At 56.4% G+C, this 23,368-nt stretch carries 24 protein-coding genes and 1 pseudogene; 16 read left to right on the plus strand and 9 right to left on the minus strand.

Annotated features, from left to right (window positions below):
- Positions 1 to 179: 179 nt before the first annotated feature.
- From osmY to clcB, 5 genes and pseudogenes are all read left to right on the plus strand, one after another.
- Positions 180 to 890 carry an osmoprotectant ABC transporter permease OsmY gene (gene osmY / locus FU672_RS09160; RefSeq protein ID WP_148243019.1) on the plus strand — a complete coding sequence of 237 codons (711 nt, stop codon included), beginning with the start codon at positions 180 to 182 and terminating at the stop codon, positions 888 to 890.
- A gap of 18 nt (positions 891 to 908) precedes the next feature.
- Positions 909 to 1,808 carry an osmoprotectant ABC transporter substrate-binding protein OsmX gene (gene osmX / locus FU672_RS09165; protein ID WP_148243020.1) on the plus strand — a complete coding sequence of 300 codons (900 nt, stop codon included), beginning with the start codon at positions 909 to 911 and terminating at the stop codon, positions 1,806 to 1,808.
- A gap of 8 nt (positions 1,809 to 1,816) precedes the next feature.
- On the plus strand, positions 1,817 to 2,464 hold the full coding sequence (gene osmW / locus FU672_RS09170) for an osmoprotectant ABC transporter permease OsmW (RefSeq protein ID WP_148243021.1): 648 nt from the start codon (positions 1,817 to 1,819) through the stop codon (positions 2,462 to 2,464).
- Positions 2,464 to 3,612 (plus strand): osmoprotectant ABC transporter ATP-binding protein OsmV, encoded by a 1,149-nt coding sequence (osmV, locus tag FU672_RS09175; protein WP_148243022.1) that lies wholly within the window; start codon positions 2,464 to 2,466, stop codon positions 3,610 to 3,612. The genes osmW and osmV overlap by 1 nt, the downstream gene beginning before the upstream one ends.
- A 102-nt stretch (positions 3,613 to 3,714) precedes the next feature.
- Positions 3,715 to 5,024: pseudogene (clcB, locus tag FU672_RS09180) on the plus strand (voltage-gated ClC-type chloride channel ClcB).
- On the opposite strand, the gene bioD reads toward clcB, so the two are convergent.
- From bioD to ynfL, 3 genes are all read right to left on the minus strand, one after another.
- The gene (gene bioD, locus FU672_RS09185) at positions 4,959 to 5,654 is read right to left on the minus strand and encodes a dethiobiotin synthase (RefSeq protein WP_148243023.1); all 696 of its coding nucleotides are present in this window, start codon (positions 5,652 to 5,654) and stop codon (positions 4,959 to 4,961) included. The pseudogene clcB and the gene bioD overlap by 66 nt on opposite strands.
- Before the next feature lie 130 nt (positions 5,655 to 5,784).
- On the minus strand, positions 5,785 to 7,005 hold the full coding sequence (mlc, locus tag FU672_RS09190) for a sugar metabolism global transcriptional regulator Mlc (protein ID WP_148243024.1): 1,221 nt from the start codon (positions 7,003 to 7,005) through the stop codon (positions 5,785 to 5,787).
- A 94-nt stretch (positions 7,006 to 7,099) separates the two neighbouring features.
- Positions 7,100 to 8,032, minus strand: a complete 933-nt coding sequence (ynfL, locus tag FU672_RS09195) for a multidrug efflux transcriptional activator YnfL/SxtR(Kp) (RefSeq protein ID WP_148243025.1) — start codon at positions 8,030 to 8,032, stop codon at positions 7,100 to 7,102.
- 121 nt (positions 8,033 to 8,153) lie between these two features.
- Here ynfL and ynfM point away from each other — a divergent pair, with 121 nt between their 5' ends.
- The 6 genes from ynfM (at position 8,154) to FU672_RS09220 (ending at position 13,466) form a co-directional block, all read left to right on the plus strand.
- Positions 8,154 to 9,407 (plus strand): multidrug efflux MFS transporter YnfM/SxtP(Kp), encoded by a 1,254-nt coding sequence (gene ynfM, locus FU672_RS09200; RefSeq protein ID WP_148243026.1) that lies wholly within the window; start codon positions 8,154 to 8,156, stop codon positions 9,405 to 9,407.
- Positions 9,408 to 9,532: 125 nt separating this feature from the next.
- A complete protein-coding gene (locus tag FU672_RS09205) occupies positions 9,533 to 10,090 on the plus strand; it encodes a plasmid pRiA4b ORF-3 family protein (RefSeq protein WP_262349008.1) in 558 nt (185 codons plus the stop codon).
- 224 nt (positions 10,091 to 10,314) lie between these two features.
- Positions 10,315 to 11,802, plus strand: coding sequence for a carboxypeptidase M32 (locus FU672_RS09210; RefSeq protein WP_148243027.1), 1,488 nt, complete (start codon positions 10,315 to 10,317; stop codon positions 11,800 to 11,802).
- A 148-nt stretch (positions 11,803 to 11,950) separates the two neighbouring features.
- Positions 11,951 to 12,364: an acid resistance repetitive basic protein Asr gene (asr, locus tag FU672_RS09215; protein ID WP_032651095.1), complete on the plus strand. Its 414-nt coding sequence runs from the start codon at positions 11,951 to 11,953 to the stop codon at positions 12,362 to 12,364.
- A 94-nt stretch (positions 12,365 to 12,458) separates the two neighbouring features.
- Positions 12,459 to 12,542, plus strand: coding sequence for a small membrane protein YdgU (gene ydgU, locus FU672_RS25550; protein WP_021241182.1), 84 nt, complete (start codon positions 12,459 to 12,461; stop codon positions 12,540 to 12,542).
- 102 nt (positions 12,543 to 12,644) lie between these two features.
- Positions 12,645 to 13,466: a trypsin-like serine peptidase gene (locus tag FU672_RS09220; protein ID WP_148243028.1), complete on the plus strand. Its 822-nt coding sequence runs from the start codon at positions 12,645 to 12,647 to the stop codon at positions 13,464 to 13,466.
- A 1-nt stretch (position 13,467) separates the two neighbouring features.
- Here the strand turns inward: FU672_RS09220 and FU672_RS09225 are convergent, their stop codons facing one another.
- The 4 genes from FU672_RS09225 to FU672_RS25555 all read right to left on the minus strand — a co-directional run bounded on the left by FU672_RS09225 (position 13,468) and on the right by FU672_RS25555 (position 16,680).
- Positions 13,468 to 15,630 carry a bifunctional diguanylate cyclase/phosphodiesterase gene (locus tag FU672_RS09225; protein ID WP_148243029.1) on the minus strand — a complete coding sequence of 721 codons (2,163 nt, stop codon included), beginning with the start codon at positions 15,628 to 15,630 and terminating at the stop codon, positions 13,468 to 13,470.
- A gap of 83 nt (positions 15,631 to 15,713) precedes the next feature.
- A complete protein-coding gene (mdtI, locus tag FU672_RS09230) occupies positions 15,714 to 16,043 on the minus strand; it encodes a multidrug/spermidine efflux SMR transporter subunit MdtI (protein ID WP_094935345.1) in 330 nt (109 codons plus the stop codon).
- A complete protein-coding gene (mdtJ, locus tag FU672_RS09235) occupies positions 16,030 to 16,392 on the minus strand; it encodes a multidrug/spermidine efflux SMR transporter subunit MdtJ (protein ID WP_148243030.1) in 363 nt (120 codons plus the stop codon). The genes mdtI and mdtJ overlap by 14 nt, the downstream gene beginning before the upstream one ends.
- A gap of 117 nt (positions 16,393 to 16,509) precedes the next feature.
- Complete coding sequence (locus tag FU672_RS25555) at positions 16,510 to 16,680, minus strand: protein YdgV (protein WP_085930315.1); 171 nt, start codon at positions 16,678 to 16,680, stop codon at positions 16,510 to 16,512.
- A 133-nt stretch (positions 16,681 to 16,813) separates the two neighbouring features.
- Here FU672_RS25555 and FU672_RS09240 point away from each other — a divergent pair, with 133 nt between their 5' ends.
- Positions 16,814 to 17,848, plus strand: a complete 1,035-nt coding sequence (locus FU672_RS09240) for an AI-2E family transporter (protein ID WP_148243031.1) — start codon at positions 16,814 to 16,816, stop codon at positions 17,846 to 17,848.
- Between the two features lie 99 nt (positions 17,849 to 17,947).
- Here FU672_RS09240 and FU672_RS09245 read toward each other — a convergent pair whose 3' ends face one another.
- Positions 17,948 to 18,973, minus strand: coding sequence for an LLM class flavin-dependent oxidoreductase (locus FU672_RS09245; protein WP_148243032.1), 1,026 nt, complete (start codon positions 18,971 to 18,973; stop codon positions 17,948 to 17,950).
- Positions 18,974 to 19,168: 195 nt separating this feature from the next.
- Between FU672_RS09245 and FU672_RS09250 the strand changes: the two genes are divergently transcribed.
- Together FU672_RS09250 and yajD are read left to right on the plus strand one after the other, a co-directional pair.
- The gene (locus tag FU672_RS09250; RefSeq protein ID WP_148243033.1) at positions 19,169 to 20,062 is read left to right on the plus strand and encodes a PhzF family phenazine biosynthesis protein; all 894 of its coding nucleotides are present in this window, start codon (positions 19,169 to 19,171) and stop codon (positions 20,060 to 20,062) included.
- Between the two features lie 77 nt (positions 20,063 to 20,139).
- Entirely contained in the window at positions 20,140 to 20,487 is a 348-nt protein-coding gene (gene yajD / locus FU672_RS09255) for an HNH nuclease YajD (protein ID WP_006808895.1), read from the plus strand.
- Between the two features lie 37 nt (positions 20,488 to 20,524).
- Here the strand turns inward: yajD and FU672_RS09260 are convergent, their stop codons facing one another.
- On the minus strand, positions 20,525 to 21,310 hold the full coding sequence (locus tag FU672_RS09260) for a MipA/OmpV family protein (protein WP_148243034.1): 786 nt from the start codon (positions 21,308 to 21,310) through the stop codon (positions 20,525 to 20,527).
- Between the two features lie 124 nt (positions 21,311 to 21,434).
- On the opposite strand from FU672_RS09260, the gene FU672_RS09265 reads away from it, so the two are divergent.
- The gene (locus tag FU672_RS09265) at positions 21,435 to 22,130 is read left to right on the plus strand and encodes a response regulator (RefSeq protein ID WP_148243035.1); all 696 of its coding nucleotides are present in this window, start codon (positions 21,435 to 21,437) and stop codon (positions 22,128 to 22,130) included.
- Positions 22,127 to 23,323 (plus strand): sensor histidine kinase, encoded by a 1,197-nt coding sequence (locus FU672_RS09270; RefSeq protein WP_148243036.1) that lies wholly within the window; start codon positions 22,127 to 22,129, stop codon positions 23,321 to 23,323. Before FU672_RS09265 ends, FU672_RS09270 begins: the two co-directional genes overlap by 4 nt.
- The last annotated feature ends 45 nt before the right edge of the window (positions 23,324 to 23,368 follow it).

Below are 23,368 nucleotides of genomic sequence, written 5' to 3' on the forward strand. Positions count from 1 at the left end.
CCTTACGCCATAAGGCTTAACCCCAGGTTGTCACTGTTTTCATAGGGTTACTGATTTTACCCCTTCGCTGGAACCCTTCCCAAACGCTTGCTATAGGTGAAATACCCCTGCCGAAACATGGCATAACAACAGGCAACCGGTGGTTGCTATAACGCATGCGCACAGGGAGACACACCGCAATGCACCCATTACTCAAACGTTCGCTGCTGTTTGTCGGCGCCATTATCGTGGTCCTCGCCCTCCTCGTCTGGGGTATCGGGCTGGAGACGATAAAGGCGCGCCAGGTTGACCTGGTCTATCTCGGGCAACAGCACATGATTCTGGTTTTCTCATCCCTGTTTTTTGCCCTGCTGGTGGGGATTCCGGCCGGTATTCTGCTGAGCCGCCCGGCCGCGCGGGGTATCGCCGAATATGTGATGCAAATCTTCAACGTCGGCAACACTCTGCCGCCGCTGGCCGTTCTGGCGCTGGCGATGGTGGTAATTGGTATTGGCGATACGCCCGCCATCATCGCCCTGTTCCTCGCCTCGCTGCTGCCGATAGTGCGTAACACCTACGCCGGGCTGTGCTCGGTCCCGCCGCCGTTGCTGGAAGCGGCAAACGGCATCGGGATGACTAAATGGCAGCGTCTGCGTCAGGTTGAGTTGCCAGCCGCCTGGCCGGTCATGCTCTCGGGGATCCGCATCGCCACCGCCATTAACGTCGGTACCGCGCCGCTGGCGTTCCTGATTGGTGCCAGCAGCTACGGCGAGCTGATTTTCCCCGGTATTTATCTGAACGATTTCCCGACCCTGATCCTCGGCGCGGCGGCCACCGCCCTGTTCGCCCTGATCCTCGATACCCTGCTGGCGGCGCTGGGTCGCGTGATGAGTCCTCATCTCGCTCGATAACAATAACAAGGAGCTTTTATGAGACTGTTTTCCGCCCTGACGGCGCTGTGTGCCGCGGCGCTGTTCACCAGCCAGGCGATGGCGGCCCCGCTGATTCTGGCAACCAAGAGCTTTACCGAGCAGCATATTCTCTCGGCAATGACCGTGCAGTACCTGCAAAAGAAAGGTTTTCAGGTCCAGCCGAAAACCAACATTGCCACGGTGATCTCCCGCAACGCGATGATCAACAAGCAGATTGACATGACCTGGGAGTACACCGGCACGTCCTTGATCATCTTTAACCATATCAACACGCGCATGTCGCCGCAGGAGTCCTGGGAGACGGTGAAACGCCTGGACGCGAAGCACGGTCTGGTCTGGCTCAAACCCGCCGACATGAACAACACCTACGCTTTCGCCATGCAGCGCAAGCGCGCCGAGGCGGAACATATCAATACCATGTCGGAGATGGTGGCGAAGATTGAGCAAATCCGTAAAACCAACCCGGACAAGAACTGGCTGCTGGGCTTAGACCTGGAGTTTGCCGGGCGCAGCGACGGCATGAAGCCGCTTCAGGCGGCCTATAAGATGGATCTGGACCGCCCGCAAATCCGTCAGATGGACCCCGGTCTGGTCTATAACGCGGTGCGCGACGGCTTCGTTGATGCCGGTCTGATTTACACCACCGACGGGCGCGTGAAGGGCTTCGACCTCAAGGTGCTGGAAGATGATAAAGGCTTCTTCCCGAGCTATGCGGTGACGCCGGTGGTGCGTAAGGACACACTGGAAGCTAACCCCGGTCTGGAAGAGGCGCTCAACACCCTTTCTGCCCAGCTCAACAACGACGTTATCACCGAACTGAACAAAAAGGTGGATATCGACCATCAGTCACCGCAGCAGGTCGCCCGTGATTTCCTGCGTAGCAAACAGCTGCTGTAGGAGGCGCTATGGAGACGATTCACTACATTCTGGACAACTGGGATTACCTCTTAACCCTGACGCTGCAGCATCTGTGGTTGGTGGCACTGGCCGTAGGTTTAGCCATCCTCATCGGCGTACCGCTGGGCATTCTGATTGTCCGCCACAAGTGGCTGGCAACGCCAGTGCTGGGGATGGCCACCATCGTGCTGACCATTCCGTCTATCGCCCTGTTTGGCCTGATGATCCCGCTGTTTTCGCTGATCGGTCAGGGTATCGGTGCCCTGCCCGCGATCACGGCGGTGTTTCTCTACTCACTGCTGCCGATTGTGCGTAACACCCACACCGCGCTCGACAGCCTGCCGCCGGGACTGCGTGAAGCCGGACGCGGCATCGGCATGACCTTCTGGCAGCGTCTGCGCTGGGTCGAAATCCCGATGGCGCTGCCGGTGATTTTCGGTGGGATCCGCACCGCCGTGGTGATGAATATCGGCGTGATGGCGATTGCCGCCGTGATCGGCGCGGGCGGTCTGGGCCTGCTGCTGCTCAACGGCATCGGCGGAAGCGATATTCGCATGTTGATTGCGGGCGCGCTGATGATTTGTCTTTTAGCGATTGTGCTCGACTGGCTGCTGCACCGTCTGCAGGTGGTTCTGACTCCAAAGGGGATTCGATAATGATAAAACTGGAAAACCTCACCAAACAATTTTCACAGAAGCACGGCCAGACCTTCAAGGCCGTCGACAACGTCAACCTGAACGTGCCCGAAGGGGAAATGTGCGTCCTGCTCGGCCCGTCCGGCTGCGGGAAGACCACTACCCTCAAGATGATTAACCGCCTGATTGCCCCAAGCAGCGGGACGATCCTGATCAACGGAGAAGACACCAGCGGGATGGACACCGTGACCCTGCGCCGCAACATTGGCTACGTGATCCAGCAGATTGGCCTGTTCCCGAACATGACCATCGAAGAGAACATTACCGTCGTGCCGCGCATGCTGGGCTGGGATAAAGCGCGCTGCAAAACCCGCGCTGAAGAGCTGATGGATATGGTGGCGATGGATCCGCATAAATTCCTGAGTCGCTACCCGCGCGAGATGTCCGGCGGCCAGCAGCAGCGTATTGGCGTGATCCGCGCCCTGGCGGCGGATCCTCCGGTACTACTGATGGATGAACCCTTTGGCGCGGTGGACCCGATCAACCGCGAGGTGATCCAGAACCAGTTTCTGGAGATGCAGCGCAAGCTGAAAAAAACCGTCATGCTGGTGAGCCACGATATCGACGAAGCCCTGAAACTTGGCGACCGTATTGCGGTATTCCGTCAGGGGAAAATCGTGCAGTGCGCCAGCCCGGATGAACTGCTGGCGAAACCGGCGAATGAGTTTGTCGGCTCGTTTGTCGGTCAGGACCGCACCCTGAAGCGTCTGCTGCTGGTATCGGCGGGCGACGTGACCGACCAGCAGCCGACCATTACGGTGCGGGGCTATACTCCACTTCCCGACGCCTTTGCGACCATGGATGATAATGACATTCGTGCCGTTACGGTGGTCGACGAGCACGGCAAACCGCTGGGCTTTGTGAAGCGTCGCGAAGCGCGTCACGCCAGCGGCACCTGCGCCGACATCCTGCATCCGTTCCGCATGACCGGCAAAGCGGAAGACAACCTGCGCGTGGTGCTTTCACGTCTGTATGAGAGTAATACCAGCTGGATGCCGATCGTGGATGAGGACGGGCGCTACAACGGTGAGATTTCTCAGGACTATATTGCCGAGTACCTGAGCTCAGGGCGTACGCGTCGGGCGCTGAATATTCATAGCGACAGCTAACCTTTCTGGCCGGGCATCGCCCGGCTTTTTCGCACGCATACCTTTTGCTAACCCCACGATTTACCGCCACAATATTGTATCGTCCCCGTTTAATCGCGACTCATGCAACGTCTTCATACGTACCCCGACATCCGCGCGATGTTTCGTCGTCTCCTGATTGCCACCGTTACCGGCATGCTGGCCGCGCTGGCCGTTGCGATATTCCGCCACAGCATGTACCTGCTGGAGTGGCTGCTTCTCAGTAACGACAGCGGCAGCCTGGTGAATGCCGCCGCGTCGCTCTCGCCCTGGCGGCGCGCGCTGACGCCAGCGCTGGGTGGGCTGGCTGCCGGGCTGCTGCTCTGGGGATGGCAGCGTCTGACCGCGCAGCGGCCTCACGCACCCACCGATTATATGGAAGCGCTGGAGACCGGTGACGGCCAGTTTGACTACGGCGCCAGCCTTGTGAAATCTCTTGCATCGCTGCTGGTCGTGGCCAGCGGAAGCGCCATCGGCGTGAAGGGGCGATGATCCTGCTTGCCGCCCTCGCTGCCTCCTTTTTCGCCCGGCGCTTTACACCCAAATCCGAATGGAAATTATGGATAGCCTGCGGTGCCGCCGCCGGGATGGCCAGCGCCTACCATGCTCCCTTAGCCGGAAGCCTGTTCATCGCTGAGATTCTGTTTGGCACGCTGATGCTGGCCTCGCTCGGCCCCGTAGTGATCGCGGCGGTGGTGGCGCTTCTCACGACGCAGCTCCTGGCACCGGGCGCCGGTACGCTCTACGCGGTCCATCTGAGCGGCATCCTCACCGCGGCCGATTATGCCCTGCTGGTCGCAATGGGGCTGGTGGCGGGTCTCTGCGGACCGCTGCTGATGTGGCTGATGACGTTCAGCCACGGGCTTTTCCTGCGCCTGAAACTTTCGCCGCCGTGGCAATTAGCGCTGGGGGGTGCGATCGTCGGGCTGCTGTCTCTCCTGACGCCGAAGGTGTGGGGGAATGGCTACAGCGTGGTTCAGGCTTTTCTGCTCACCCCGCCGCTGCTGTCGGTGATTGCCGGGGTGTTCATCTGTAAACTGCTGGCGGTACTGGCGAGCAGCGGATCGGGTGCGCCGGGAGGGGTGTTTACGCCCACGCTGTTTGTCGGTATGGCAACAGGAATGCTGTTCGCGCAGCTGTTCGCACTGTGGCTGCCGGGTTCTGAAACGGCGATTTTGCTGGGTCTGGCAGGGATGGCAACGCTACTCGCCGCGACCACGCATGCGCCCATTATGTCGGCGCTGATGGTCTGTGAAATGACCGGGCAGTATTTTTTACTGCCCGGCTTGCTGGTCGCCTGCGTGGTGGCTTCCGTGCTGTCGCGAACGTTACGCCACGACTCGGTCTACGGTCAACACGCCACCGAGGGCAGAGAGATCGATGTACTGCGCTAGCTCGCGCTGCTCGGCGCGAGGCAGATAAGGCAGTTCACCCACCATCGGTCCAGGCAGTTTGGTACTCAGCACGTCGATGATCTCGGCGTAGTGCGCCAGGCCCGGGTTGATACGGTTAGCGACCCAGCCAACCAGCGGCAGGCCGTCATTGGCAATGGCCTGCGCCGTCAGCAGCGCATGGTTGATGCACCCTTCCTGGATACCCACCACCATCACCACTGGAAGCTGCTCCTGCACGACCCATTCAGACAGCGGGCGCAAATCATTCATCAGACTGCGCCAGCCGCCCGTCCCTTCAACCACCACGTGGTCAACCTTCTCGCTCAGGTTCGCCAGGCCGTCGGACAACAGGGGATAATTAATCAGGCCGCTGTGCGCTACGCTGCTCTCCTCTTCGCTTAACGCAATGGGATTGACCGCGTGATAAGGCAGTTCCAGTGACGAGACGCTTTGCAGCACCAGGGCGTCTTTATTACGCAATCCCTCTGGCGTCTCTTTACTGCCTTTTGCGACCGGTTTGTACCCTGCCACGCGTTTACCGCTTGCTGCCAGCGCCTGCAGCAATGCGCGGGATACGACGGTCTTGCCGACAGAGGTATCTGTACCAGTAACAAAGAAACGCTTAAGCATGACTCACTCCACCTCTTGGGTATGCTTCGAAAATATAAACCAGGTAAATAATTCAGTGGAGGAAGTCTACGGGATGCGTGCGCTACCCGGCTTGAGATAGCGCAATTTTTCTTACATCTGCGGAAAAGAGTTAACCCTGTAACAGGCGGATCAACAGCGAGCCGTTATACATGGCATCTTTGACCAGCGCCGCGCCTGCCATCGTACCCTGGTTGGAAAACTGGGTGCTTTCTACCGCAATATTTTTGCTGTAGGCGGGAAGCGACTGCTGATGGATACAGGCCGAGATCGCCGGGAAAAGGACCTCCGCCGCCTGGCTCAGCGGTGAGCCGATAAGGATTTTTTGCGGGTTGAAGAGGTTGACCATAATGGCCAGAATGCGGCCAACATTATTACCCACGCCGGTAATAATGTCCTTCGCCAGCAGATCGCCCTGGCGCGCGGCGTCGCAGAGGGAATCCACCGTTAAGGGTTGTCCGTGCAGCGAGGAGCTCATGGACTGGCTGAGCCTGACCTGCGCCAGTTCCAGCACGCTTTCCACGCTGGCAATGGTCTCCAGACAGCCGTGGTTCCCGCAGTAGCAGCGCTTACCGTACGGGTCGACCTGGGTGTGGCCAATTTCCACCAGGCTACTGCTGCCAGCGTGGAGAAGACGTCCGTCGGTAATTACGCCCGCCCCGACGTTATGGTCGATGACGACCTGAATCACATCCCGCGCACCGCGCGACGCGCCAAACAGCGCCTCAGCCATCGTCCAGGCGCTGATGTCATGCTGAATATAGACCGGCACGCCGGTATGGTTTTTCAGCACCTCGCCCAGCGGCATCTCTTTGACATCGTCGTAAAACGGCATGCGGTGAACAATACCGTTTTCGGTATCAATAATCCCCGGCATGGTAATGGCAATCGCCGTTAAGCGTTCAAGCCGCTGCTGATGGCGAATAAAGAAGTGATCGATGTGCGAGACAATCACGTCGAGGAGCGGTTCCTCCGCGTTGAGCGGCAGTTCAAGGCGGTCTTCCACCACCAGCTTGCTGCTCAGATCGCGCAGCGCAAGGAAGATCTCCCCCCGGCTGATGCGCAGTGACAGGTAGTGCCATGCTTCCGTTTCAACCACCAGCCCGACTGCCGGACGGCCACGACTGCCCGGCTCCTGAATTTCCGTCTCCTGAACCAGGTGCGCTTCCAGCATCTCGCGGACAATCTTGGTGATACTGGCAGGTGCCAGTTGTGCCAGGCGCGAAAGATCAATACGCGAAACCGGACCAAGCTGATCAATCAGGCGATACACCGCGCCAGCGTTGGTCTGCTTAATCTGATCAATATGCCCTGGCTGACTATCAGCAACCACCTCGTACTCCCTTATTTTCGAGCTTCGAAATAAACTGTTTGCTATGGTGAAGCACTTCCATGTCCGTCGTCAAATATTTACTTAGCCATGTGATTTACCGCACATTTTTTCCCCCTTTTCCCTGGAAATGCCGCCCGGCAGAGGCGCTAATTAACTGCTGTTTGAAGCGCTGTGCGGCATGGCTCTGCTCGCGATGTTTTGACCAGACCAGCCACATCTCGGAAACGGCATCCTCTTCGGCGATGGTCACCCAGCGCATTTCGCGCAATTGTACCCGTTTAAAGGAGGCCGGAAGAATAGACACGCCCAGCCCGGCCGCGACCAGGCCTATAATGGTCATCGCTTCCCCTGCCTCCTGAGTGATGACCGGGGCAAGATCGTAGCGGCGCATCAGTCCCAGGATATCGTCATACAGACCCGTCCCGACCTGTGGGTCAAAAAAGACAAACGGCTCTTTTGCCAGCTCTGCCAGCGAGACCGCCGGACGCGACGCCAGCGGGTGATCGTGTGGGATCATAGCCATCAGCGGTTCGCGCAGGATCACCTCCCACGCCAGCGTGTCCGGCAGTTGGGTGTTACGCATCAGCCCCAAATCCAGCGAACCTTCATTTAGCGGCGCAATCTGCTCGCGGGTGTTGATTTCGCGCGTCTGAATATGAACATCCGGAAAGTGACGACGGAATGACGACAGGGTCTCCGAGACGGCGCTGATAAACGGCGCGGACGAGGTAAACCCGATTCGCAGCTCTCCGGCTTCCCCGAGATAGAGCCGTTCTGCCCGGGCGGCGGCGTCATCGACCATGCTCAGAATTTGTCGGCTGTCGATCAGGAACTGCTTACCCGCCGCCGTCAGGCTCACGCTGCGGTTGGTGCGGGCCAGAAGGCGCGCCCCGACCTGCTGTTCCAGGATCTGAATCTGCTGGCTTAACGGTGGCTGAGAGATATTCAGCCGTGCCGCCGCGCGGCCAAAATGCAGCTCTTCGGCGACGGCGACAAAGTAGCGAAGATGACGCAGCTCGATATTCATATTTTTAAAGTATCATTTGAGATTATTAATATATTAGACAGAATATTTACATTTTCCTACCCTGAAGATGTGGTCATACCCGTCACCAGAAATCACGGGGATGTTTAAGCAAGGAAACTGTGTGAGTCGTACAACTACTATTGATATCGATCCGGCCAGAGATATCAATGATTTACCTGCAGCATCGCAGCCGGTCCAGTTCATTAAACGTGGTACCCCCCAATTTATGCGCGTCACGCTGGCGCTCTTTTCCGCCGGTCTGGCGACCTTCGCCCTGCTCTATTGTGTTCAGCCGATCCTGCCCGTTCTCTCTCATGAGTTTGGCGTATCGCCTGCCAGCAGTAGCGTTTCACTCTCTATTTCTACCGGCATGCTGGCGATTGGCCTGCTCTTTACCGGGCCGCTGTCCGACGCCATTGGCCGTAAACCGGTGATGGTGACTGCGCTGATGCTGGCGTCGGTCTGTACGTTACTCTCGACCATGATGACCAGCTGGCACGGTATTCTGGTGATGCGCGCGCTGATTGGGCTATCGCTCAGCGGCGTGGCGGCGGTCGGGATGACCTATCTCAGCGAGGAGATCCACCCGAGCTTTGTTGCCTTCTCTATGGGGCTTTACATCAGCGGGAACTCGATTGGCGGAATGAGCGGACGCCTGCTGAGCGGGGTCTTTACGGACTTCTTTAACTGGCGTATTGCGCTGGCGGTAATCGGGTGTTTTGCGCTGGCATCAGCCCTGATGTTCTGGAAAATTCTGCCGGAATCGCGCCATTTCCGCCCGACCTCTTTGCGCCCCAAAACGCTGTTTATCAACTTCCGTCTGCACTGGCGTGACAAAGGGCTGCCGCGCCTGTTTCTGGCAGGCTTCCTGCTGATGGGCTCCTTCGTCACGCTGTTTAACTATATTGGTTACCGCCTGATGCTCTCGCCGTGGCATCTGAGCCAGGCGATTGTCGGTTTACTCTCGGTTGCCTATTTGACCGGAACGTGGAGTTCACCGAAGGCCGGGGCGATGACCGCTCGCTATGGACGCGGCCCGGTGATGCTGTTCTTCACGGCGGTGATGCTGGTTGGCCTGCTGCTAACGCTCTTCTCCTCCCTGTGGCTGATTTTTGCCGGCATGCTGCTCTTCTCCGCAGGGTTCTTCGCCGCACATTCGGTCGCCAGCAGCTGGATTGGTCCGCGCGCGCGTCGCGCCAAAGGTCAGGCATCGTCGCTGTATCTGTTTAGCTATTACCTGGGTTCCAGCATTGCCGGGACCCTCGGCGGCGTGTTCTGGCATAACTACGGCTGGAACGGTGTGGGCGGGTTTATCGCGCTGATGCTGTGCGCGGCGCTGCTGGTGGGGGGAAGCCTGCATCAGCGTTTGAAATAAACGTATTTTTTCATTATTTTTCCATGTTAATGATTTCACGACCAGGGAAAACAGGGATGAAAAAATTTTACCTTTTGAAAATCACATTGAATGGCATAACGCCTTCTATCTAGAGGACATTTTCCGTGCCAGCCGATATTTCGCTGGATCGCTTGCACGATGTTATTCAAATTGTTATGGGCTGGGATGACAGCCATCTTCACCAGTTTAATTTCAAAAAACGCGTCTTTACCGAATTCCCTTCCTCTGCGGAAGATGAAGGCGAAAGCGAAGTTCGTCTGAACGAATTACTAAAAAAAAGAAAGAATTCGCTTACCTATACTTATGACTTTGGTGATGACTGGGAGCATACGCTATTCCTTGAAGACAGCGACTTTAAGCCAGAGGATCCGGACATGCTTTTCGAATGCTTTGCAGGCGAAAATGCATGTCCACCAGAAGATTGTGGCGGCAGTTATCAATATCAACGCATGATTGACGCAATGAACAATCCTAAAAAAAATCAGCAAGACTTTGAGGAGTTCTCCGAGGCTCTTGAGATTGCGGATGACGTTACCCTGAAAGATTTTAAGGAGTACATCCGTTTCTTCGAACCGGATGCGGTGACGAGCGCGTTGATGTTATATGCGCGCTGGTCGCGCGACAGGCCGTTAGCCCTTTTTAACGACGAGTCATTTTATTAAAACATGTCACTGTTGATATAGAGGTTTAAAACTGCTGACAAAGTGCATTTTGTGAGTTTCGCCCGGCGGCGCTACGCTTGCACGGGCCTACAATGACTTGTGCAATTTATTGATATTATTGCACAATGTAGGCCGGGTAAGCGCAGCGCCACCCGGCAAGAAAATCGGTTATATTATCAATGGTACATCTCCAGACTCCATCCCACCGAATGAGAACAATAACGATGACGAAAAACGTGTCTTATCAACAACTCACCCGCACCTTCCAGCGCCTCTCCCGCTTCTCTCACCTCTCCTCTATCGCCAGCTGGGACATGTTCACCATGATGCCGCCAGGCGGCAGCGCCGCGCGCGGTGAAGCACTCGCGGAGATGAGCGTCCTGCAACACCAGATTCTGACTGATAAAAAAGTCGGCGACCTGTTAACGGCGGCGGACGGTGAAGATCTGAATGACGTCGAACTGGCCAACCTGCGCGAAATGACGCGCCACTACCAGCAGGCCACCCTGCTGCCGGAATCGCTGGTGGAAGCTAAATCCCTTGCGGGCAGCAAGTGCGAGCACGCCTGGCGTACTCAGCGCCCCGCTAACGACTGGCAGGGCTTTTCCGCCAACCTGAAAGAGGTGGTCAAACTCAGCCGCGAAGAGGCTCGTCTGCGGGCTGAAGCCAAAGGCTGTACGCCGTACGACGCGCTGCTGGATATTTTTGAACCCGACATGACCAGCGCGCGTCTGGACGTTCTGTTCGGCGACATGAAGTCCTGGCTACCGGACCTGCTGGCAAACGTGGTGGAGAAACAGGCTCAACGGTCGTTTATTCCTCCGCAGGGTCCCTTCCCGACGGCAACACAGCGTGAGCTGGGCCTGGAAGCCATGAAGATACTTGGCTTCGATTTTAACGGCGGCCGCCTGGACGTGAGTGCGCACCCGTTCTGCGGCGGCGTTCCGGAAGACGTGCGTATCACCACGCGCTATGACGAGGATGAACTGCTCAGCGCGCTGTTTGGCGTGATCCACGAAACCGGACACGCCCGCTACGAACAAAACCTGCCGCGCGCATGGGCAGGACAGCCCATTGCCCTGGCGCGCTCAACCGCGATCCATGAATCACAGAGCCTGTTCTTTGAAATGCAGCTGGGACGCAGTGAAGCCTTCCTCAAACATCTCCTCCCTGCGGTACACGCCCGCTTTGGCAGCCAGGCGGCATTCAGCGAAGAGAACTTTATTGCCTGGAACCAGCGCGTGAAACCTGGCTATATCCGCGTCGATGCGGACGAAGTGAGCTACCCGGCACACGTGGTGCTGCGCTATGAGATTGAGCGCGCGCTGATCAACGGCGAGATCGAGGTGGACGATATTCCCGCCCTGTGGGATGAGAAAATGCAGGCCTGGCTCGGGTTATCCACCAAAGATAACTATCGCAACGGCTGTATGCAGGATATCCACTGGACCGACGGCGGTTTTGGTTACTTCCCGTCTTATACGCTTGGCGCTATGTATGCCGCGCAGCTGTTCCATGCCGCCCACACCGCACTGCCGGGTCTGCAGGCCTCCATCGCTGAGGGCGATTTTTCCGCACTCTTTGAGTGGCTGCGTCAGAACATCTGGCAGCACGGTAGCCGCTTTAGCACGTCGCAATTAATCACCCAGGCGACGGGTGAAGATCTGAATATCCGTTACTTCCGCGAACATCTGACCTCCCGCTATTTGTAACCTGCATCGCCGGGGGGAACCCCGGCGATGTACATATGGTTACACGCCGATACCAATCACTCACGGAAACCTCGAATTTACAGGGATATAGTTATTTCAACGGCCCCGCAGTGGGGTTAAATGAAAAACCAAATTCGAGGGTATGAGAATGAATAAAGTATTAGCTCTGGTTGTTGCCGCTGCTATGGGTCTGTCTTCTGCTGCATTTGCTGCTGACACTACCGCAACTGCTGCACCGGCTGCCGCGCCTGCTGCAACCACCACCGCTGCGCCAGCAAAAGCGGTTCACCATAAGAAACACCACAAAGCTGCAGCGAAAAAAGAAGCTGCTGCACCAGCAACCGCAGCACCAACCGAGCAGAAAGCTCAGGCGGCTAAAAAGCACCACCACAAAAAAGCCGCTAAACCGGCTGTAGAGCAGAAAGCGCAGGCTGCTAAAAAGCACCACCACAAGAAAGCCGCTAAACCGGCTGTAGAACAGAAAGCTCAGGCTGCTAAAAAGCATCACAAAAAAGCAGTAAAACACGAAGCTGCTAAACCAGCTGCACAGCCAGCTGCGTAAGAGTACAAGCTTAACCGTGCCCTTCGGGGCACGTTGGTAAACCGGCGCTGAACCGGAACAGGTTCCGCGCCGTTTTTTTTTATCCGGAGGGCGTATGCTGCGACGCTATCGGTTTGAGCTGATTCTGATCCTGCTTATTTTATGCGCGCTCATCGCAAGCCATTTTTATCTTTCCTGATTGTAGCACGCTGATTTTACTCCCACTTTAGCGCTGTCCCGTCTATAGTATTTTCATAGGGTTCACTTTTAATAATCATAATTACCCCCACCAGAGTGTGATATGCGTAAATCTGTTGTGTTGTTACTGGGAACGTTTGGTCTTTTTTCTGGATTCTCACATGCGGATGATGGCGGTGATGACACCATTAGCGCGAAAGAGCTAAAGACGCTTTTTTTCGGTCATGACGATCGTACGCGCGTCGCCGATCCCACCCAGGCGCCCTGGGATGCTATAGGTCAACTGGAAACCGCCAGCGGTAACTTATGTACAGCGACGTTGATCACCCCGCAGCTTGCCCTGACGGCAGGCCACTGTCTGTTAACGCCGCCAAACGGCAAGCCGGATAAAGCGGTTGCCTTGCGGTTTGTGTCGCAAAAAGGGACCTGGCGCTATGAAATCCACGGCATTGAAGGCCGGGTTGATCCCTCTCTCGGCAAACGCCTGAAACCGGATGGTGACGGCTGGATAGTGCCACCCGCAGCCGCCTCATGGGATTTTGGCCTGATCATTTTACGCTACCCGCCTTCAGGCATTACGCCGCTGCCGTTATTTGACGGCGACAAAGCCGCACTCACCGCCGCATTGAAAGACGCCGACCGAAAGGTGACGCAGTCAGGCTATCCTGTCGATCATCTGGATACGCTTTATACGCATACCGACTGTATTGTGACGGGTTGGGCACAAACCAGCGTGCTTTCGCATCAGTGCGATACGTTGCCAGGCGACAGTGGTTCACCGCTGATGCTGAAAACCGACAAGGGCTGGCAGTTGATTGGTGTCCAGAGTTCTGCGCCGGCGGCAAAAGACCGGTGGCGCGCCGATAACCGGGCCTTGTCCGTTACCGGTTTCCGCGACCAGCTGGAAGCGCTGGCGCAGCAGTAAATCAGCAGCGTCTGACCTTACGTAACGCTCTGATTGATTCAATCGGCATCGGCTGGCTGAACCAAAAACCCTGCAGTTGATCGCAGCCAGCCAGCCGCAGCAGTTTCATTTGCTTCTCGGTTTCCACCCCTTCTGCCACCACCGCCATGCCCAACGCATTGGCGATCCGTACCGTGCCGCTCACCAGCGCAACCGCCTGTTCATCGTGGTCCACCAGCCCGGCCAGGGACTTATCGATCTTGATGGTGTCGAAGTTAAAACGCCGCAAATAGCCAATGCTGGAATAGCCGGTACCAAAATCATCCAGCGCCACCGCGGTGCCCAGCGCTTTAAGATTGGCTATCGCCATGCGGGCACGCTCCGGGTTTTCCAGCACATAGGACTCTGTCACCTCAAGCTGCAGTCGGTGGGCCGGGAAACGGGTGCTCTCCAGCACGCTGGCCACTTTTTCTTCGAAGGCAGGATCGCGAAATTGCGCGGGAGAGATATTAACGGAGAGCTTTAATTCACCGTACGGCTGCAGATCCTCACAGGCCCGCTGCAACACAAACTGACCCAGTTGGTATATCAGACCGCTGGTCTCCGCAATGGCGATAAAGGTATCCGGGCCAAGCGGCCCCTCCGGGCGACGTGGCCAGCGGACCAGCGCTTCGACGCTGCTCATTGTCTGGCTGCGGGCGTCAATAATCGGCTGATACCAGACCTCAAACTCATCGCGCTCCAGACCGCTGCGGATCTGATTTTCAATCGCCAGCTTGCGTTCCCGGACGCTGTTTAGCTCCGCGTCGTAGTGGGTGATACGCCCTTTCCCGCTCATTTTAGCGTGATACATGGCAATATCGGCGCGGCGAAACAGTTCGGAGCTGTTGCATTCAGTCAGGGTTCCGCTGGCAATACCGATGCTGGCACCGATATAGATTGTACGTTCCCCCAACTGAACCGGGGTGGTGAGAAAATCCAGCACGGAAACGGCAAAGGCGGTAGCCTGCGCCTCTGCATCATCACCGCCGATGGTCATGGCAAACTCATCCCCGCCCATACGCGCCAGCATCCCGCCCGGCGGCACGCGTTCATTCAGCGTTTTCGCTATCGCCACGATGAGATCGTCACCCACGCTGTGGCCGTAGATATCATTCACATCCTTAAAGCCATCAAGATCGATAAACACCACGCTTTTGACATCGACATCACCGCGTAAACGCACCCGATCCAGCGCCTCAATGAGCGCACGCCGGTTGGGCAGATGGCTTAGCCAGTCCGTTCTTGCGACCAGACGCGCCTGACTTTCGCCGCGCGCGAGTTTGTACAGCCCCACGCTGCTCACCAGAATGAAAAGCAGGATCAGCGCCGACGCCAGCACTACAATCTGCCTGATATCGGAAGATGCCGCCCGGGCGGCCTGTGCGCCCGGAAGCCGCGCCTGCCAGTTCAGGTATCCGACCAACTCCCCCGACGCGCTGCGCAGCGGCATACTGCGATCGTTGATTTTGCCTGGGGTAAAGTGGAGGTTATCGATCTGAAAGGTCCCGCCCAGGTCGGATAAGATTCTGGCGTTCAGATGGCGGGTAATCACCAGATAGCGACGCGTTCCGTCGTGGATCTGTAACCTGCCGACCATCGGGCGAATCAGCCCAATGCCGACAAAGGCCACGCCGTTGCGCGTCTGGCTGATCCCTGCATAGATATTTTTTTCACCCGCGAGCGCTCGCCCGTGCTGGTCGATAAGCGCTTTGAGGCCTTTACCAAAGAAGTCGAGGTTTTTTTCGGTGAAGGGTCGGCTTTGAAACGATCCCCAGATGACGTTGAAATGTTCATCCAGCACGAAGGTCCCGTCATAGAGGTTATTGATTTTAAAGCCAGCACCCCAGGTGTTGTACAACCAGTTGGTATCGAGGGTGGGACGGTAGGACTCCCGCACCGCATCGTCCCAGACGGCGTTATCAAGCACCAGAGAGGAGACGCGGTTAACCGAGGTCTGAATGGCCCCCTGCACGGAAAGCGCCGTGCGGTGTTCCTCAATTTCATTGGTTTTGGTGCTGATAAGATGCAGGGAAAGATAGAGCAGTGCGACGATGGAGATGATTAAGCCGATCCCCGCCATGAAGACCATGGCAAACAACGTTCTCGCATTGGGAATATTGCGCCAGCTTAATGTGCGATACATCAGCCATCCTCTTCATGTTTTGCTTTTCTAAGCGTAATACAGGCAGCGAATTTCGCTGCCTGTAAATCATGGTTTGAGGTCTGTCAGGCGAGTTTTATCATGATCATGCCGGCAAGCAGCAAGATGAGCCCTATCCAGCCCTTGTTATTTAAGCGCTGACCGAAGAGCACCCAGCCTGCCGCCAGCGTGGCGGCGATACCAAAACCGCCCCACAGCGCATAGGCCACCGAAAGATCGATCCCTTTTACCGCCTGGGACAGGGCGCTGAACGCCCCCAGAACCGCGGCAATCGACATCAGGCCGTAGAGTTTACGACGGAAACCATCTGAGAATTTCAGCAGAACGTTTGCCAGGATTTCCAGCACGATGGCGAGCCCCAGCCAGGCCGCATGAACCCATTCAAACTGTTGCATGGTTCTGCTCCTTGGGCTGTTTGCCAGGCTTTCGGGTACCAGATTTAATCAGCACAATACCCGCGACCAGCGTCATTAATCCGGCGATCTTCATTGTTGTTAATGTTTCGTCAAATATCAGCACGCTGAACAGCGTAATCAACAAAATACCGATCCCTTCCCAGAGTGCATACGCGACGCCCAGCGCAATTTTTTTCACCGCAAACGAGAGGAAAATATAAGAAAGTGAAATCATCACCAGCATCAAAATAAAACCGGTGTTGCCATCGCTGACGCTTGCCCACTTCATAGACAGCGTGCCGGTAATTTCAGCGATAATTGCCAGCGCTAATAGGATCCAGTAAAACATGTTTTTCTCCTGCGTGAGAATATAATCCATCGTGGCCCGCTGCGTGCAGCAAACCAAAAAATACGAATTGAAATCAGACAGCTAAGCGCGTTGCGCCAGCTCAGGCAGAAGAAATGACTATAGTGCGGTGCGCCAGTGTTGCTCACCAGAAAGCAGGCAAAAGGAGGTGGAGTATACAGCGGTATTGTTTGAAGAGTACGTCCTGAACATATTGTCCATAAAATTACAATTATCCGCGTTGTTGCTTCTCGTCTTTGCGGATGAAAATTGTCCTCGGTAGTTAAACACACCAGATTTGTACCATAGGCCAGGATTTTACTCAAAGTCTTTGCAATTCTTTACCCATCCCGTTTGATTTTGGTTAGTTTATTGCAACGCCTTTCACCTTTATTATAAATATAAAGAAAATTCCGGAGTCACCATGGCTAAACCCATTATTACCCTGAACGGGTTAAAAATTGTCATCATGCTGGGCATGCTGGTGATCATACTGACGGGCGTTCGTTTTGCCGCCGACATTATTGTGCCCTTTATTCTGGCCCTGTTTATTGCGGTGATCCTTAACCCGCTGGTACAGCGCATGACGCGGCTACGCGTCCCGCGCGTACTGGCGATCACGCTGCTTATCAGCATCATTATTGTGGCGATGGTCTTGCTGGTGGCGTATCTGGGGACCTCGCTAAATGAACTGGCGCGAACGCTGCCAAAATACCGCTCTTCGCTGGCAATCCCGCTGCTGCAGCTTGAACCCTGGCTGCAGCGCGCGGGTATCGAAGTCTCGGTTGAGGAACTCCTGAAATATATCGACCCCAATGCGGCCATGACGATCGTCACCAGCCTGCTGGCGCAGCTTTCCAATGCCATGACCTCCATTTTCCTGCTGTTTTTAACGGTGGTGTTTATGCTGCTGGAGGTGCCGCAGTTGCCGGCAAAGCTGCAGCAGATAATGATCCGTCCGGTTGAAGGAATGGGGGCGATTCAGCGCGCGCTGGACAGCGTCTCCCGCTATCTGGTGCTGAAAACGGCGATTAGCCTGGTCACGGGCGGTGTCGTCTGGGTGATGCTTCTGGCGCTGGACGTTCGCTTTGCGTTTGTCTGGGGGTTACTGGCGTTTGCGCTTAACTACATTCCCAACATCGGCTCCGTGCTGGCGGCGATCCCCCCTATCCTTCAGGTGCTGGTTTTCAGCGGGCTTTATGACGCGCTGATCCTGCTGGCCGGATACCTGGTCATCAATCTGGTGTTCGGTAACATTCTTGAACCACGGATGATGGGACGAGGGCTGGGACTCTCCACGCTGGTGGTCTTTTTGTCCCTGATTTTCTGGGGCTGGCTGCTCGGGCCCGTTGGGATGCTGCTCTCCGTGCCGCTGACCATTATCGTCAAGATTGGCCTGGAACAGACGGCGGGCGGACAAAGTATCGCCGTGCTGCTGAGCGATATGAGCCATCAGTAACGCTGACAGGAGAGGCCTGCAGGCCCTCCTGTCTTCGCGATAAGCGCCCGGATAGTTACACGCCACGCGCGGCGACGGTGCTTATTCTTTGCGTGTTAACTACTCGCGCCAGCCCATTGCCGGTGCGACATGTTTGAGAATAGACTCAATCACGTGCGCATTATAATCCACTCCCAGCTGGTTCGGCACGGTCAGTAATAACGTATCGGCTTCGGCAATCGCGTCGTCCTTTTTCAGCTGTTCAATCAGCTTGTCCGGCTCTGCCGCATAGCTGCGTCCGAAGATGGCGCGCGTTTTCTCATCGAGGTAACCCACGCTATCGCTGTCGTTGCGGCTGGCACCGAAATACATCCGGTCGCGGTCGTCCATCAGCGCAAAAATACTGCGGCTGACCGACACCCGCGGCTGGCGCGTATGCCCTGCCTCTTTCCAGGCCTGACGGTACGCGCGGATCTGTTTTGCCTGCTGAATATGGAACGGCTCACCGGTTTCATCGTCCTTCAGGGTTGAACTTTGCAGGTTCATTCCCAGCTTTGCGGCCCATATGGCCGTCGCATTTGAACCGGCTCCCCACCAGATACGCTCGCGCAGCCCTTCAGAATACGGCTCCAGGCGCAGCAGCCCCGGCGGATTCGGAAACATAGGCTGTGGATTGGGTTTGGCAAACCCTTCACCGCGCAGCACCTCAAGCAGCACCTCGGTATGACGGCGCGCCATATCCGATTCGTTTTCCCCTTCCTGCGGGACATAGCCGAAATGACGCCAGCCATCAATGACCTGCTCCGGCGAGCCACGGCTGATGCCAAGCTGCAAACGACCACCGGAAATCAGATCCGCTGCCCCCGCATCCTCGGCCATGTACATCGGATTTTCATAGCGCATATCAATCACGCCCGTACCGATTTCGATGGTTTTCGTTTTTGCGCCTATTGCCGCCAGCAGAGGGAACGGCGAGCTAAGCTGTCGGGCAAAGTGGTGCACGCGGAAAAACGCGCCGTCTGCCCCCAGTTCTTCCGCCGCCACGGCTAAATCGATGGACTGCAGCAGCGTGTCTGCCGCCGAGCGCGTGCCGGACTGCGGTGAGGGCGTCCAGTGACCAAAGGATAAAAACCCGATCTTTTTCATAACCATGTGTCCTGATAATGCGTTGCGTTCTGTCCACTTTACGCATTACCCGGTAAGAATAAATGGCGTTTATTTAACGGAATGATTCAAATAAATTGATTGAATTTTTTTCAGGTCCGTCAGGTAAAAAACGGCTGGTTATCGGTTTGATTTAACGTTACTACTCTATGTCAGGATTTTCACACCGGACAGAAAATGAAGAGACGCTATGTTGTTGCGGATGTTTTTACTGACACCCCGTTTTTGGGTAACCCTGTCGCCGTCGTACTCGATGCGGAGGGTATGAGCAAAGCACAAATGCAGCAGGTCGCCGTTGAATTTGGCTACAGCGAAACCACGTTCGTTCTGCCGCCAGACAATCCCACCAATACGGCACGCGTGCGAATTTTTACGCCCTCGCGCGAGATCCCCTTCGCCGGGCACCCGAATGTTGGAACTGCGTACGTGCTGGCCCATCACGCCGCGATGAATCATCAGCGCCTGCCTGATACGCTGCACTTCGAGGAAATAGCCGGTCTGGTGCCCGTACGCCTGCTGCGTGACAACGATACCGTGACTGGCGCAGAACTCCTGGTACCTGAGGCACTCTCCTGCCGCTCTGTCGTTAGCCCGGAAAGCGTGGCTGCCTGCTTATCCCTGAATGCAGAAGATATCCGTACCGAGGTACATATGCCTGTTGTCGCGTCGGTAGGTCTGCCCTTCCTGATAGCCGAGCTGGCTTCTCGCGAGGCGCTTCGTCGGTGTGTGCCGAATTTACAGGGGTTTCGCGCGACGTTACCGCTGGATGGCGCGGTTTCCCTCTATGCCTATACCCTCGATACAGGTTCCGATGAACCTCACGATGTGCAGGCCCGCATGTTTACTCCCCGCATGACAGAAGATCCTGCAACAGGCAGCGCGACCGCCGCTGCAACGGCGCTGCTGGCGTTGCACCGCAATAAAACGACGCTTAACCTTAACGTCAGTCAGGGCGTTGATATGGGACGAGCAAGCGTGCTTTTCGCGGGATACGATGCCTCGTCAGGAAAGGCGGTGGTTCGCGTAGGGGGAAAATGTGTGATTACGCTTGAAGGCGCATTTTCACTCTAACGGTGCAATGGCGTTTACCTTTACGGCACCCGATGGGATATATTGGCACACTATTTTTATCACAGGTAAAACCGGCAATGGCTTTGATCCCCAAAAACTACGCGCGGCTGGAAAGCGGCTATCGCGAAAAAGCATTAAAAATCTATCCCTGGGTCTGTGGACGCTGCTCGCGGGAGTTTGTCTATTCCAATCTGCGTGAATTGACGGTTCACCATATCGATCACGACCATACCAACAATCCGGAAGATGGCAGCAACTGGGAGCTGTTGTGCCTGTTTTGCCACGATCATGAGCATTCGAAATACACCGAAGCAGATCAGTACGGCACCACCGTAGTCGCCGGTGAAGACGCGCAAAAAGACGTGGGCGTCGCCACGTTTAACCCGTTTGCTGATTTAAAAGCGATGATGAATAAGAAGAAATAATCCTCTCGTCCCCTCGCTCACATCGTGCTCCGCGAATTTAAAATGTCCAGGTGATAGCGGCGGTTGCAGACCCCTCATTACGCCGCATCACAATCGGGCTGTCATTCGCGTGGTCGCCAAGCCACGTATAGTCCGCACTCAGGACCGTTCCCCAGTGGGCATCGAGCTGATGGCTCCAGGTCAGACTGGTGTCGACGCCATAAAATCCACCCGGTGCTGAATAGCGGCGATACCCGGTGTGGCGGCTCTGCTGCTCGCTGACCCCATACCAGGTATTCAGATAACGGCTGTCGCCAAACAGGGCCGCAGACTGAAAGGCGATCGTGTCCTGGTTATTTTGTACAGGGATTAGCGTAACGGAGGCCTGATAGCTTCCCCCCTGGCTGTCCGTTAACGGCAGCGTCGCTTTGCCCTCCACACTCAGCCAGGGCGCGGCCTGCCAGCCCACGGCAAGGCCGGTATTCAGGGTTGCATCAATGTCCCCCATCCCTTTCAGATTGTTTGCGCCCTCACGCCAGCCAGAATTTTTCTCAGCCCTTCCGAAGTCGTAGCCCAGCGTGTGTTCAAAATACCAACCGCTGTCGTTTTGCAGGTCATATCCCACCCCTTTTTGCGCATCAATAAAGAAAGCCCCTTTGCGTCCCTGCAGCACAGGAACCACCTGCCACACCTGCTTGTCTGAGCCTGAGTAACGCGGGGCATACTGCCCTCCCAGCCCGACGGTTAAGGAATCGGAAGCGGTACCATCATCCGCCTGCACGCCGGACGTCACGGCTATCAGAAACGGGACGGACATATACAGGACTTTTTTTATCGCTATCATACTGCTCTCCATACAGACGCTGGCGCCTCCTGGTACAGGGGCGGCCACACAATGTTGGCGCAGTATGATTTGGCTGAATCAATGAATCGTCGGGATAGTGTTAAGAAATGGTCAAGGTGAACGGATGTTGTCCAGAAGAGTGCTGATTATTGAAGATGACGCCGATGCGGCTGGCGTGCTCGAGGCCTATTTACGGCGTGAAAATTACGACGTGACCATTACCGGAGACGGTCTTTCCGGGCTGGATATGGCGCAGCGGTGGAAGCCCGACCTCATCCTGCTGGATGTGATGCTGCCGGGGCTTAACGGCACCGAGGTGCTGGCTGGCCTGCGTCGTAAAAGCGATGTGCCGGTGATCATGGTCACGGCCATGGGGGATACCCCCGACCGCATTGGCGCCCTGCGGTACGGTGCCGATGATTACGTTGTGAAGCCTTATCATCCAGGGGAAGTGGTGGCTCGCGTGCAGGCAGTGCTGCGGCGCAGCAGTAAAAAAGAGACAGAAGAAGCGATCCTTCGCTGGCAAACGCTGGAGGTGGACGTGGCCGACATTGTGGCGAGCGTGGATAACGGCGACGACGCGCCTGTGATGCTCGATCTTACGCCAACGGAATTCTCGCTTCTGGCAACGCTGCTGCGTTCTCCGGCGCACCCGTTCTCCCGCCAGTATTTACTGGAACACTGTTTGCCGGAAAGCGAGGCGCTGGAGCGCGTGGTGGACACCCATATTTATAACCTGCGTAAAAAACTCGAAGCGGTTGGGATCGCCGGCGTGCTGATCAACGTTCGCGGCGTGGGTTACAGGTTCAGACAGCCATGATAAAAAATCGGCACTCCTCTCTGTGGCGCTGGATTTGCGCGCGCATTTTAGCGCTGGCCATCGGCAGCGTGATTGTCATTGCCACCTGCATGTGGCTACGTTATGCGGTACAGAACTACTGGATAATGGGCAGGATGCCAGCGGCGGTCCGGCAGGAGTTTCTGACGCTCAGCCAGAACCCGCAGGCCAATCCGGCCCGCTTCCACACGATTGTAGACACCTGGTGGGGCCTGAGCTATTCCACGCCGTCTATCGCCTCAGCCGACTGGGTCATGGTGGCCATGCTGGTGCTGGTGATGATCCCGTTTATTGTGGTGATGGGGCTAAAACACGCCCGGCCGCTGGCGCTGCAGTTCAGCCGTCTTCGTGATGCGGCAAAGGATGTCGCCGACGGGCAGTTTGGCCGTCAGGCGGAACTTATCAAGGATGCGCCGGCTGAAATGGTCAGCTTTGCGACCGACTTTAACTCCATGACGGGGCAACTCGCCCGCTATGAAAAAGAGCTCCGCGCCTCGCACGTCGCGATGGCGCACGAGCTACGCTCGCCCCTGACGGCCGCCATTGGGCGTCTACAGGGCATGTTAGACGGCGTGTTTGATGCCAGCCCGGCGCAGCTGGGAATGGTGATGAAACAGCTCCAGCACCTCAACCGCCTCACCGATGAGCTCCACCTTCTCTCGCTGGCCGACGCGGGTAATCTTGTGCTGGAGGACCAGCCGTTCTGTCTGGATGAACTTATTCAGGAGCGGGCTGCCTGGATCATGCCCCAGGCTGATGGGCATCACTTCAGGATAACGCTTCGTAATCCGCATACCTGCCCCTTCAGAGGCGATGCGTTCCGTATGGGACAGGTCGTGACCATCCTCATGGAAAATGCGCTACGTTACGGACGCGATGGCGGCCACCTTGAGGTGGCGCTGCACTACGCCAGCGGGCATTACACCCTCGAATTTACCGATGACGGGCCGGGGGTATCGCCTCAGTTCTTACCGGAAATGTTTAAACGTTTTAGCCGCGAGGAGCAGTCCCGCGCGCGGCATTCCGGCGGCAGCGGCCTCGGTTTGTCCATCGCGCGGGCGATTTGCCTGGCGCATGGGGGCGAGATTAGCGCGTCATTACCGGAAACTGGCGGCCTCGCCGTACGCATTTTGTTGCCCTGGCATCCGTCCGATAATGAAAATCTCCCCTCTTGATAAAGCCTTGACAGAACATCGAATCTTTCTCGACGTAGCGCGCAT

It is taken from the genome of Enterobacter asburiae, assembly GCF_008080435.1.
In the GTDB taxonomy this organism is placed as follows: domain Bacteria; phylum Pseudomonadota; class Gammaproteobacteria; order Enterobacterales; family Enterobacteriaceae; genus Enterobacter; species Enterobacter asburiae_C.

Excerpts from the sequence above, each read along its gene's own strand:
- mdtI (WP_094935345.1), bottom strand. The coding sequence starts at position 16,043 with ATGCAACAGTTTGAATGGGTTCATGCGGCCTGGCTGGGGCTCGCCATC.
- bioD (WP_148243023.1), bottom strand. The coding sequence starts at position 5,654 with ATGCTTAAGCGTTTCTTTGTTACTGGTACAGATACCTCTGTCGGCAAG.
- osmV (WP_148243022.1), top strand. The coding sequence starts at position 2,464 with ATGATAAAACTGGAAAACCTCACCAAACAATTTTCACAGAAGCACGGC.
- FU672_RS09240 (WP_148243031.1), top strand. The coding sequence starts at position 16,814 with ATGGCTAAACCCATTATTACCCTGAACGGGTTAAAAATTGTCATCATG.
- FU672_RS09260 (WP_148243034.1), bottom strand. The coding sequence starts at position 21,310 with ATGATAGCGATAAAAAAAGTCCTGTATATGTCCGTCCCGTTTCTGATA.
- FU672_RS09210 (WP_148243027.1), top strand. The coding sequence starts at position 10,315 with ATGACGAAAAACGTGTCTTATCAACAACTCACCCGCACCTTCCAGCGC.
- ydgU (WP_021241182.1), top strand. The coding sequence starts at position 12,459 with ATGCTGCGACGCTATCGGTTTGAGCTGATTCTGATCCTGCTTATTTTA.
- FU672_RS09265 (WP_148243035.1), top strand. The coding sequence starts at position 21,435 with ATGTTGTCCAGAAGAGTGCTGATTATTGAAGATGACGCCGATGCGGCT.
- osmW (WP_148243021.1), top strand. The coding sequence starts at position 1,817 with ATGGAGACGATTCACTACATTCTGGACAACTGGGATTACCTCTTAACC.
- asr (WP_032651095.1), top strand. The coding sequence starts at position 11,951 with ATGAATAAAGTATTAGCTCTGGTTGTTGCCGCTGCTATGGGTCTGTCT.
- FU672_RS09245 (WP_148243032.1), bottom strand. The coding sequence starts at position 18,973 with ATGAAAAAGATCGGGTTTTTATCCTTTGGTCACTGGACGCCCTCACCG.
- ynfL (WP_148243025.1), bottom strand. The coding sequence starts at position 8,032 with ATGAATATCGAGCTGCGTCATCTTCGCTACTTTGTCGCCGTCGCCGAA.
- FU672_RS09250 (WP_148243033.1), top strand. The coding sequence starts at position 19,169 with ATGAAGAGACGCTATGTTGTTGCGGATGTTTTTACTGACACCCCGTTT.
- osmY (WP_148243019.1), top strand. The coding sequence starts at position 180 with ATGCACCCATTACTCAAACGTTCGCTGCTGTTTGTCGGCGCCATTATC.
- FU672_RS09225 (WP_148243029.1), bottom strand. The coding sequence starts at position 15,630 with ATGTATCGCACATTAAGCTGGCGCAATATTCCCAATGCGAGAACGTTG.
- mdtJ (WP_148243030.1), bottom strand. The coding sequence starts at position 16,392 with ATGTTTTACTGGATCCTATTAGCGCTGGCAATTATCGCTGAAATTACC.
- FU672_RS09270 (WP_148243036.1), top strand. The coding sequence starts at position 22,127 with ATGATAAAAAATCGGCACTCCTCTCTGTGGCGCTGGATTTGCGCGCGC.
- yajD (WP_006808895.1), top strand. The coding sequence starts at position 20,140 with ATGGCTTTGATCCCCAAAAACTACGCGCGGCTGGAAAGCGGCTATCGC.
- FU672_RS09220 (WP_148243028.1), top strand. The coding sequence starts at position 12,645 with ATGCGTAAATCTGTTGTGTTGTTACTGGGAACGTTTGGTCTTTTTTCT.
- osmX (WP_148243020.1), top strand. The coding sequence starts at position 909 with ATGAGACTGTTTTCCGCCCTGACGGCGCTGTGTGCCGCGGCGCTGTTC.